This is a genomic window from Mycobacterium sp. MUNTM1, from assembly GCF_054660795.1.
Genome location: NZ_BAAGDE010000136.1, coordinates 1 through 1,249, shown reverse-complemented (window position 1 = coordinate 1,249; position 1,249 = coordinate 1). Strand labels below are relative to the sequence as shown.

At 63.4% G+C, this 1,249-nt stretch carries 1 protein-coding gene; it reads left to right on the top strand.

Annotation, left to right across the window (positions count from 1 at the left end):
* Nucleotides 1-80 precede the first annotated feature (80 nt).
* Nucleotides 81-1,219, top strand: a protein-coding gene (locus ACYQ8K_RS30065) for an IS3 family transposase (protein ID WP_459975017.1) whose coding sequence is annotated in 2 segments (ribosomal slippage) — nucleotides 81-351 and nucleotides 351-1,219 — 1,140 coding nt in all. Because the reading frame shifts where the segments join, the coding sequence is not laid out codon by codon here.
* Nucleotides 1,220-1,249 lie beyond the last annotated feature (30 nt).

Below are 1,249 nucleotides of genomic sequence, written 5' to 3'. Positions count from 1 at the left end.
TGGGGTGAGCCCGTTGTAGTGGTCCAGTCGTTGTGGGGCTCTGTTGCCCGGTCTGCGGGCAAGGAAGAATCAACGACGACATGGCATCGAACAAGCGTCGGCGGCATACGCCGGACCAGATCATCCGCAAGCTCGCCGAGGGCAACAAACTCCTGGGGGCCGGTCAGGAACTTGCCGAGGTGTGCCGGCACCTCGAGATCGCTGAGTCGACGTGGCATCGCTGGGTGGCCCAGTACGGGGGCATGAAGGCCAATGAGGCCAAGCGGCTCAAGGAACTTGAGGCCGAGAACGCCCGGCTCAAGAGATTGGTTGCCAACCAGGCCCTCGACATCGACATGCTCAAGGAGATTTCGGCGGGAAACTTCTGACCCCGAACCGCAAGCGCAGCGCCGTGGCGGCGTTGCGTGAGCGGTTCGGGGTGTCTGAGCGTCGTGCCTGCACGGTCGTGGGCCTGCACCGCTCCACGATGCGTCTGAGGCCGTCCTCGGTCACCACCGAGGAGGCCGAGTTGCGTGCCTGGCTGCGCCGGTTTGCCACCGACCGGCCTCGCTGGGGGTGGCGACGGGCGGCCAAGATGGCGCGGCGAGCCGGCTGGAAGGTCAACAACAAACGCATCCGCCGGCTGTGGCGTGAAGAGGGCCTGCGGGTGCCGCAGCGTCGCAGGAAGAAGCGTCTGACCGGTATCGGTGCCGCTGTTGGTGCGATGTCACCGATTCGTCCGAACGCGATCTGGGCGATGGACTTTCAGTTCGACACCACCGCTGATGGTCGTACCATCAAGATGCTCAACGTCATCGACGAGTTCACCCGCGAAGCACTCGCGATCAAAGTCGACCGCAGCATCGATGCCGATGGTGTCGTCGACGTCTTGGATCGCTTGGCCCTCACCCACAGGCCGCCGTGCTACGTGCGTTTTGACAATGGTCCCGAATTCGTGGCCCGCGCCGTCAGTGATTGGTGTCGATTCAACAGTGCTGGTTCGCTTTTCATCGATCCCGGCTCACCCTGGCAGAACGCCTTCATCGAATCGTTCAACGGCCGCCTGCGTGATGAACTGCTCAACGCGTGGCGCTTCGACTCTCTTCTGGAGGCCCGGGTGATCATCGAAGACTGGCGCTGCGATTACAACGCCAACAGGCCACACTCCGCCCACGGCGAACTCACCCCGACCGAGTTCGCTCTACAGTGGACCACGACCCACCAACCCCAAGCCGCATAGCGACTGGACCACCGAATGGGTCCCCCTCAG